Source organism: Domibacillus indicus (assembly GCF_000970685.1).
In the GTDB taxonomy this organism is placed as follows: Bacteria; Bacillota; Bacilli; order Bacillales; family Domibacillaceae; genus Domibacillus; species Domibacillus indicus.
On the sequence record NZ_LAJB01000029.1, the window covers coordinates 1 to 8,961 of the forward strand.

Genomic DNA, 8,961 nt, shown 5'->3' on the forward strand with positions numbered 1-8,961 from the left:
GGATCAAACTCTCCAAAAAGTGTTTGACTTGCTCATTTGTTTCTATTTGAAATACGGGGTGTATTCCAAATAGAAGTAAAAATTTAAAACGTTGACGTTTATTTTGTTCAGTTTTCAATGTTCAATGTTCAATGTTATTTAGCGACGTTGTTAAAAAATATAAAACAGCGACTTTTAAATATTAGCAAAATAAATCAAATTAGTCAATCGTTAATTTGTTTTTTTTGCTCTCTGTTTTTATCTAACAGCGACGCTAATTAATATAACATCGTATAAATGTGAAGTCAATAAATTATTTTAAAAAGCATTTAATTATTTCTCACTTGATAATAACGATGAAAAACTCCCTGTCCTTTCGTTTGAACAGAAATGACCTGAACAAGCTGCCGGTCAATCAAATACTCCATTAATGTTACTAAATCCACAGCATAAGGCACTATCTCTTCATGATTCAACAGTTCATTAATGCTCCACCATTCTTTTTCCTTCATCAAAGTTAATAAGTGGTCTGCCCCGCGTTCCGTCCGGGAATGGATCATAAACTCGCTTGCCAAAAAAAGCAGCTCCAGCCTTTTTTCTAAATCTTCATCACTTGTCAAAAGTTCTTCATACAATTTATAAATCCCCGGTTCAATATGGCGTATTTGATTCCAGACAGTCAATTCCGGATAAAATCCATTTTCAATAACAGACAGCCGTGCCAGATGGTGCAATGAATGGAGCACATGATTGTAAGCATCTAAAAAGTGTCCGTCATTAAAAAAGGCTTTTCCATCCGTATACCGTTTAATTAATTTAGCAAATTCGATTGCCATTTTAATTTTCCGTCCGTAAAACGGAAATTCGCGCATTTCTGTTTTCAGGCCCTGAACGTATTCATTTCGGTCAAACAAAATTCGTCCATGATAAAGCCATTCAACCACTTTGCGGTTTGAGCCCAATAAAAGCCACTCTCTTAGTTTGGCTTCTGTTACAATATACATAGAAGCTGTTTCTTCGTTCCAATCTACATAATGCTTAATAAAAACCGCTTCTTCTGCTTCTTTAACAATAATGAGAAGAATAGAATCAAAATTTTCCGTAAATGCCCGGTTTTGTTCATTTTTTTGTACAGCCAGCACACCCAGCGTGTTTTGCTGACTTGTCCGCTCTTGATATAAGGGGCGCAGTAAATCTTCCACTTCCTTTTCCTCCAGACGTTTAAATTTCGCTTTAGTTTTGTTTAGTTTCGACATAAAGTGTCAAAATCCTGCCGCAAGCAGGCAGAGATTATATGATATAGTGTTAGATAGGAGGATGAATCGATGGCTAAAAAATATTCAAGCAAAATTAATAAAATCCGCACTTTTGCGTTAAGCCTTATTTTTATTGGATTCGTTGTCATGTATGGCGGTATTTTCTTCCGGCAGAACTTCCTGGTAATGACAATTTTTATGCTTCTTGGCCTTTTATGTATTATAGCCAGTACGGTCGTTTATTTTTGGATCGGCATGCTGTCAACAAGGGCCGTTCAAGTAGTGTGCCCGAACTGCAAAAAGCCTACTAAAGTCCTCGGGCGTGTTGATATGTGCATGTATTGCAACGAGCCGCTTACGATGGATCCTTCTTTAGAAGGAAAAGAATTTGACGAAAAGTATAACCAGAAAAAAAGCTTTAATCGGTGAAGCCGAAAAAAACCTCCATCCCGTAAAGGGCAATGGAGGTTTTTTAATGTAAGTCTTTATGAGTACATTCCTCGCAGGTTCCGTATACTTCCATACGATGATGACTAATTTTAAAGCCTGTTACATGGGCAGCAAGCTGCTCAACTTCATCAAGGCCGGGATAGTGGAAATCAACAATCTTCCCGCAGGATTCGCAGATTACGTGATAATGGTCTGTTGTAACAAAGTCAAAACGGCTTGATGTATCGCCGTACGTTAACTCTTTTACAAGACCAACCTCGCGAAAGACACGCAAATTATTATACACTGTTGCGACACTCATATTTGGAAATTTCCCTTCAAGTGCTTTATAAATGTCATCAGCAGTCGGATGTATCATCGACTCGACGAGAAATTCAAGAATCGCATGGCGCTGGGGTGTAATACGGACGCCGGTTTGTTTTAAAGTATCGAGCGCCTCTTTCAGCTGATCATGGGATTCGTGGACATGTGTGTGTGACAAGGACATACACCTCTTTTCTTTCTGAAAAGGATTATTACTTTATAATCTTTATAAACAGTGTACAGCCAAATGAGTATAATTGTCAATGGGGCGGCAAAGAAAAACCGGCTTACCGCCGGCTTCAGACTGTTAACAAACGCTTGCTTTCAACGTCACAGACGGCGGCGCCCCTGGAAGAACGAATGTTTTCAAGCAGCCTGCTTTCTACCTTTTCCTGCACTCTTAAACCGGCTTATTAATATCCTTTATCTATATCGATGACGTTTGTATATTCTCCTCCGTTAAGAAAACAGCGGAGATTATGTTCGAAAATCTCCATTGCTCTCGGGACGTACTGCCTGGTGATGCTGGAAATATGCGGCGTAACGGTGATACCCGGGTGGCGCCAGAATGGATGCGCTTCAGGAAGCGGCTCAGCCGCAAATACATCTAAATATGCATGGGCAATCTCTTCATCATTAACAGCTGAAAGCAGGACTTCTTCTGAAATGAGATCGCCCCGGCCTATATTAATAAAAGCGGCTGTGTTTTTCATTGCTTCAAAGTGTTCGGCTTGAAGCAGGCCAATCGTCTCTTTTGTGCTGGGAAGTACCGACACTACAAAATCAGCTTCCCGAATGGCTGGAACCAATTGATCAATTGTAAAAATCCGATCAAACTCATCGACTGGATTCCCGCTTTTATTTACCCCGGCCACCGTCATGCGGAATGCTCTTGCGAGGCGGGCAATTTCCTGTCCAATAGCCCCTGTTCCCAGGATTGTCACTTCTTTTCCGCAAAGCTCCTGCAGCGGCAGCTGCTTGTTCCATGTTTCTGCCTGCTCCAGTGCGTGAAGCTCCGGGAAACGTTTTACATGGTTCAGCATAAATCCTATTGTAAATTCAGCCATCGGAATTTTATGTACTCCCCGGGCATTGGTAACAAGGATATCCCGTTCTTGAATAGCCCCAAGCGGCATTTCCTCAATTCCAGCTGAAGCGGTCATAATCCATTTAAGAGCGCGGCAATTTTTCATAACCTCTTCTGTCAGGTCGCTTCCGAATGTAACCAGTATTTCTGCTTCTTGAATCGATATGACATCATCAATTTTTTTATAAAATGAGAAGGTTTGACTTGGAAATTTCTTTTGAAGGTCCGCTTGAATATCGCGCGGCGGACGAAATGTAAAAACAATGTTCAACGTTGTTTCCCTCCTTAATCCAGTCCTTTTACAGCGGACAATGTTTCTTCCACATGGCCTTTGACACGCACTTTTCGCCACTCTTTTACAACAATGCCTTCTTTATTAATTAAAAAAGTCGACCGTTCAATGCCCATATACTCTTTTCCAAAATTCTTTTTTAACGTCCAGACACCATATGATTCCGCTGCTTCCTGTTTTTCATCGGCCAGCAATGTAAAGGGCAGGCCGTGTTTCTCAATAAATTTTTGATGGCGCGCCGCAGGATCAGGACTGATTCCAATAATAACGGTATTATATTGGGCGAATGCGCTGTATTGGTCACGAAAATCACATGCTTCGGCTGTGCATCCCGGTGTCATATCCTTTGGATAAAAATAAAGAATAATATTTTTCCCTTTAAAGTCAGCAAGATTCACCATACTGCCTGCCTGATCAGGCAATGTAAAGACTGGCGCCGGCTTTCCTATTAAATCTGTCATAATCATTTCTCCTTTTTTCTTTTAGGGTAGCGAATCGAATTAAAAATGGCAACTGCAGAGCCGTGCGTTGATTCCTTTTTTGAAGAAGTCTACAATAAAATAGAAAACAAACCAGGAGGCTTTTCTTATGAATTTTTCAAAATCAAATGCACTTCATGAAGAAGCGCTTAAACATATTGTCGGCGGTGTCAACAGCCCGTCCCGTTCCTATAAAGCAGTGGGAGGCGGTTCACCTGTTTCCATGGCGCGCGGTGCGGGTGCTTATTTCTGGGATGTAGACGGCAATCAATACATTGATTACCTGGCCGCATACGGGCCTATCATAACCGGCCATGCTCATCCTCATATTACAGACGCAATCACAAGAGCAGCACAAAATGGGGTATTGTTCGGAACACCAACTGAGCATGAAGTGACATTTGCCAAAAAACTAAAAAAAGCCATGCCTGCACTTCATAAAGTCCGCTTCGTAAACAGCGGCACTGAGGCAGTTATGACGACGATCCGCGTTGCGCGCGCATACACAAAACGAGACAAAATCATTAAATTTGCCGGCTGCTACCATGGTCATTCAGATCTTGTTTTAGTGGCAGCCGGAAGCGGCCCTTCCACGCTTGGCACACCCGATTCCGCCGGTGTGCCAAAGAGTATTGCGCAGGAAGTGATTACTGTTCCATTTAACGAAACAGAGCCGTTAAAAGAAGCGCTGGAAAAATGGGGAGAAAACGTAGCGGCAGTCATGATTGAGCCGATTGTCGGCAACTTCGGCATTGTTGAGCCGGCGCCCGGTTTTTTAGAAGAAGTAAAACGGCTTACCCACGAAGCCGGTGCAGTCCTTATTTTTGATGAAGTTATTTCTGCCTTCCGCTTTATGTACGGCGGCGCCCAGGATCTTCTTGGCATCACACCTGATTTAACAGCACTCGGGAAAATCATCGGCGGCGGCCTGCCAATCGGCGCTTACGGCGGCCGTGCGGATATTATGGAAGAGGTAGCGCCGCTTGGCCCGGCTTACCAGGCGGGCACTATGGCAGGAAATCCGGCCTCTATGCTCTCAGGTATCGCCTGCCTGGAGGTAATTGAAAAAGAAGGGGTTTATGAACAGCTGGACCGACTTGGCGCGATGCTGGAAAAAGGCCTTTTGCATGCGGCTGGCAAAGCCGGCATTCCCGTTACCATTAACCGTTTGAAAGGTGCCCTGACTCTTTACTTCACTGATCAAAAGATTATTAACTATGAGCAGGCAGAAGCAACGGACGGTGAACGCTTTGCCAGGTTCTTTAAAGAAATGCTGCATCGGGGCATTAATCTGGCTCCCTCTAAATACGAAGCCTGGTTTTTAACCACCGCTCATACAGAAGAAGACATTCAAAAAACAATTCAAGCTGCAGAAGAAGCCTTTGCTTCATTATAATAACAAAAAAAGAAACGCTTTCATTTCCAAGCGTTTCTTTTTTGTTTCTTTGTCACTTGCAATGCCCTCTTTTCCGTTGTATAGTACAATTTGTTTGACTTGTAGAAATTTGCGGTAAATATGTATTTATACCATTATTCATGAAAGGAATTACAGATAAAATGAAGCTTGGTGCCCGCATTTTTAAAACGGGAATTGCGATTGTGTTAGCTCTTTACCTTGCAGAATGGCTGAATCTTCCATCACCCGTCCTGGCTGGAATTGCTGCCATATTCGCTATACAGCCAAATATTTATCGGTCCTATTTGACCGTTATAGAACAAATTCAAGCGAATATTATTGGTGCTGTTATTGCTATTCTTTTTGTTCTTGTTTTTGGCAATCATATTATTATTATTGGTCTTGCTGCCATTATTACAATTGCTTTGCTGCTGAAATTCAAGCTGGAAAAGTCTATCCCGATCGCTCTTGTAACGATCGTTGCCATTATGGAAGTGCAAAACGACCAGTTTCTTCAGTTTTCTATGATTCGCATGTTCAATATTTCGGTTGGTGTCCTTTCATCCTTTTTGGTTAATCTTATTTTTCTGCCTCCGCAATATGAAACGAAACTGTATTCATTAATCGAGCAGCTCAATGAAGACGTCCTTAAATGGATTCGGATTACTTCACGCAATGCGTCTGAATCCTATCTGCTTAAAAAGGATATGGCGAAGCAGCGTGAAAGATTAGTTAAAATCGATAATATGTTTCTTCTTTATAAAGAAGACCGGACACCGCTTAAGAAAAATCTCCGGGCAAAGCAGCGCAAAATTGTTTTGTACAGAAAACTTATTGTAACAACCCGCCGGAGTATGGATATACTCCAGCGGTTGAATCAGTACGAAAATGAGCTTCACCATTTAAACCCGGAGCTGCTTCGGACCATGCAGGATCACCTTGATTGCCTTGTCAGCTACCACGAGCATCTGCTGCTGCGGTTTGTCGGCAAAGCAAAGACGACCGAAACGTCGGAAGAATTGTTTGAGCCGTGCATGAACCGGGATGAATTTATGCATATGTTTACTGATGAAATTTACAAAGAAAACCAGGAAAAAATGATCTCTTCTATCCACATTCTTCATATTGTTTCTTCCATTTTGGAGTATGGAGAAAAGTTAGAAGACCTCGATCACTTGATGACCAGCTTTTACAAATATCATACAGATGACGAAGCTCCTGAATATGCAGAAGATTAAAAAGCGATGCCGCGCCGGCATCGCTTTTCTTATTGGCCGAGCTGCTGAACCTGAAACAGCCTCCAGTAGCCGCCCTGCTTTTTCATTAATTCATCATGCGAGCCATCCTCTACAACTTCGCCATGTTCGATCAATACAATCCGGTCTGCATGAGTAATTGTGGACAGACGATGGGCAACAATAAAAGTTGTCCGGGTTTTTGCGAGTGCTTCAATCGCTTCTTGAATCAAATGCTCACTTTCTAAATCAAGCGCTGACGTTGCCTCATCCAGAATAAGAATCGGCGGGTTTTTTAAGAAAACACGGGCAATCGCCACGCGCTGCTTTTGGCCGCCGGACAATTTCACCCCGCGCTCGCCTACTTTAGTATCATAGCCGTTCGGCAGGTTCATGATAAAATCATGTGCATTTGCCGCTTTCGCCGCTTCGATGACTTCTTCTTTAGTCGCCCCCGGCCGGCCAAGCAAAATATTTTCCTGAACTGATTCACTGAATAAAATATTATCCTGGAGCACCATGCCGATTTTATCACGCAAGGAACGAACTTTAAAATCGCGAATATCAGTGCCGTCAAGCAAAATGCGGCCGCCTGTTACATCGTAAAAGCGCGGAATTAAACTAACAAGCGAGGATTTCCCGCCTCCGCTCATACCAACAAGAGCGACTGTTTCACCTGCTTTTACATGAAGATCCACATCTTTTAACACCAATTCATCTTCTTGATCATAACGGAAATCAATATGCTCAAACACGATATCTCCTTTTACATTACGGCATTCAACTGCTCCCGCTTTATCTGTTACATCGTATTTTTCATCGAGCAGTTCAAATACCCGGTCCATCGAGGCGACTGACTGCGTCAATGTTGTTGATGAATTGACCAGACGGCGGAGCGGGTTGTACAGCCGGTCAATATAGGCAATAAATGCAGCCATCGTTCCGACTGTTAAATTACCGTCTATCACCTGAATACCGGCATACCCGATTACCAAAAGCGGCGCAATATCCGTTATAGTATTCACCACCGCGAATGCCTTCGCGTTCCAGGCAGTCTGGTCCAGCGCTTTTTGCAAGAAGTTTTGGTTATGCGCCTGAAAGCGCTCCTGCTCAACCGGTTCAATGGCAAAGCTTTTAATAACTGGCATTCCCTGTACCCGTTCATGCAGGTGGCTTTGTACTTCTGCAAGAGCCTGTGAACGGATACGAGTCAGCCGGCGCAGGTTCCCAAAGAAGTACCTGACACTTAAACCATAAAATGGAAATACCACCAGGGCAACCAGTGTTAATTTCACATCCATTGTCATCATAATGGCAGCAGCGATAACGATCGTAGCAGCATCGAGCCAGACATTCATCAGCCCGGTGATCACAAAGTTTTTTGTTTGTTCTACATCATTGATTACGCGGGAGATCACTTCCCCGGCACGTGTATTGGCATAATATTTAAAGCTAAGCTGCTGAATATGTGCAAATAAACGGTCGCGTATATCATATAAAATCTTGCTGCCGGTCCACTGAGCGAAATACTGCCGGTAATATTCTACCGGATATCGGACAATAACAAATAAAAGAAGCATTAGCCCAATCAGCCAGTACAGCTGTTCTTTTTTCTCCGCTGCACTCATTGATCCGCCAATAATATCATCAATTACATACTTAATCACGACCGGAAGCAAAAGTGGAATCCCAAATTTAACAATTCCAATTAGCAAAGTGCCTGCAATCTGCCATTTATATGGTTTTACAAATTGCATATATCGTTTAATAACGTCCATTGACTGCTGCCTCCCCTCTTTCCATGACGAAAAAACCTGTTGAAAACTTCAACAGGCATTTAGCGGCACAGCTGTGAGTATTTTCCGTACCAGCGTTCGATAAATCCAGGAGAAAACGGACCTTTTTTCTGCTCAATTAATTGAAGCAGATGATCAATATTTCGCCGCAGGATTTTATCAATTACTTCGGGATAGTTCATCTCCCTGCTATGCTGTCTGTACTCGTCTTCATCAAGCAAAATGTACGTCATATCCGGAAATACCTTTACATCAAGATCATAATCAATATACTTGAGCGCACCTTGATCAAACACGAATGGCGAGCTAATATTGCAGTAATAATGAATGCCGTCTGCACGCAGCATTCCAATAATGTTAAACCATTTACGTGTGTGAAAGTAACAAATAGCCGGCTCACGGGTCACCCACGTCCGTCCATCTGATTCTGTTACAATCGTCCGGTCATTTCCGCCAATCACAAGATTTTCAGTTGCTTTTACGACAACTGTTTCTTCCCACACCCGATGAATGTGGCCATTATGCTTGTAGCTGTGAATCTGCACCGATTCACCTTCTGCAGGAATCTCCATCGTTGTCCCCTACTTTCCAGCGTCACATGCTGTTTATATTCCCTCTTCGCAAGGACGGTAAAACGTTTCTTTTTTATTATACCGGTTAACCGGCCAAATGGAAACAAATGAAGCCC

9 protein-coding genes are annotated in these 8,961 nt (G+C 42.7%); 3 read left to right on the forward strand and 6 right to left on the reverse strand.

Going from position 1 to position 8,961, the window contains the following annotated elements:
* Positions 1-308: 308 nt before the first annotated feature.
* Positions 309-1,181, reverse strand: a complete 873-nt coding sequence (locus VP98_RS17785) for a nucleotidyltransferase-like protein (protein ID WP_046176703.1) — start codon at positions 1,179-1,181, stop codon at positions 309-311.
* 123 nt (positions 1,182-1,304) lie between these two features.
* Between VP98_RS17785 and VP98_RS17790 the strand changes: the two genes are divergently transcribed.
* Complete coding sequence (locus VP98_RS17790) at positions 1,305-1,664, forward strand: YgzB family protein (protein WP_046176704.1); 360 nt, start codon at positions 1,305-1,307, stop codon at positions 1,662-1,664.
* A 43-nt stretch (positions 1,665-1,707) separates the two neighbouring features.
* Here VP98_RS17790 and perR read toward each other — a convergent pair whose 3' ends face one another.
* The 3 genes from perR to bcp all read right to left on the reverse strand — a co-directional run bounded on the left by perR (position 1,708) and on the right by bcp (position 3,828).
* Positions 1,708-2,172 carry a peroxide-responsive transcriptional repressor PerR gene (gene perR, locus VP98_RS17795; RefSeq protein ID WP_046176705.1) on the reverse strand — a complete coding sequence of 155 codons (465 nt, stop codon included), beginning with the start codon at positions 2,170-2,172 and terminating at the stop codon, positions 1,708-1,710.
* Positions 2,173-2,401: 229 nt separating this feature from the next.
* A complete protein-coding gene (locus VP98_RS17805; RefSeq protein ID WP_046176707.1) occupies positions 2,402-3,346 on the reverse strand; it encodes a D-2-hydroxyacid dehydrogenase in 945 nt (314 codons plus the stop codon).
* A 14-nt stretch (positions 3,347-3,360) separates the two neighbouring features.
* The gene (bcp, locus tag VP98_RS17810) at positions 3,361-3,828 is read right to left on the reverse strand and encodes a thioredoxin-dependent thiol peroxidase (protein WP_046176708.1); all 468 of its coding nucleotides are present in this window, start codon (positions 3,826-3,828) and stop codon (positions 3,361-3,363) included.
* A gap of 127 nt (positions 3,829-3,955) precedes the next feature.
* Between bcp and VP98_RS17815 the strand changes: the two genes are divergently transcribed.
* Both VP98_RS17815 and VP98_RS17820 read left to right on the forward strand, forming a co-directional pair.
* Positions 3,956-5,242, forward strand: a complete 1,287-nt coding sequence (locus tag VP98_RS17815; RefSeq protein ID WP_046176709.1) for a glutamate-1-semialdehyde 2,1-aminomutase — start codon at positions 3,956-3,958, stop codon at positions 5,240-5,242.
* A gap of 161 nt (positions 5,243-5,403) precedes the next feature.
* Positions 5,404-6,480 (forward strand): FUSC family protein, encoded by a 1,077-nt coding sequence (locus tag VP98_RS17820; protein ID WP_046176710.1) that lies wholly within the window; start codon positions 5,404-5,406, stop codon positions 6,478-6,480.
* 29 nt (positions 6,481-6,509) lie between these two features.
* Here the strand turns inward: VP98_RS17820 and VP98_RS17825 are convergent, their stop codons facing one another.
* Entirely contained in the window at positions 6,510-8,255 is a 1,746-nt protein-coding gene (locus tag VP98_RS17825; RefSeq protein ID WP_046176711.1) for an ABC transporter ATP-binding protein, read from the reverse strand.
* Between the two features lie 59 nt (positions 8,256-8,314).
* The gene (ntdP, locus tag VP98_RS17830; protein ID WP_046176712.1) at positions 8,315-8,845 is read right to left on the reverse strand and encodes a nucleoside tri-diphosphate phosphatase; all 531 of its coding nucleotides are present in this window, start codon (positions 8,843-8,845) and stop codon (positions 8,315-8,317) included.
* Positions 8,846-8,961 lie beyond the last annotated feature (116 nt).

Bases quoted from the DNA above. Each gene is read 5' to 3' on its own strand.
- VP98_RS17790 (WP_046176704.1), top strand. From the start codon at position 1,305: ATGGCTAAAAAATATTCAAGCAAAATTAATAAAATCCGCACTTTTGCG.
- perR (WP_046176705.1), bottom strand. From the start codon at position 2,172: ATGTCCTTGTCACACACACATGTCCACGAATCCCATGATCAGCTGAAA.
- bcp (WP_046176708.1), bottom strand. From the start codon at position 3,828: ATGACAGATTTAATAGGAAAGCCGGCGCCAGTCTTTACATTGCCTGAT.
- VP98_RS17815 (WP_046176709.1), top strand. From the start codon at position 3,956: ATGAATTTTTCAAAATCAAATGCACTTCATGAAGAAGCGCTTAAACAT.
- VP98_RS17820 (WP_046176710.1), top strand. From the start codon at position 5,404: ATGAAGCTTGGTGCCCGCATTTTTAAAACGGGAATTGCGATTGTGTTA.
- VP98_RS17825 (WP_046176711.1), bottom strand. From the start codon at position 8,255: ATGGACGTTATTAAACGATATATGCAATTTGTAAAACCATATAAATGG.
- ntdP (WP_046176712.1), bottom strand. From the start codon at position 8,845: ATGGAGATTCCTGCAGAAGGTGAATCGGTGCAGATTCACAGCTACAAG.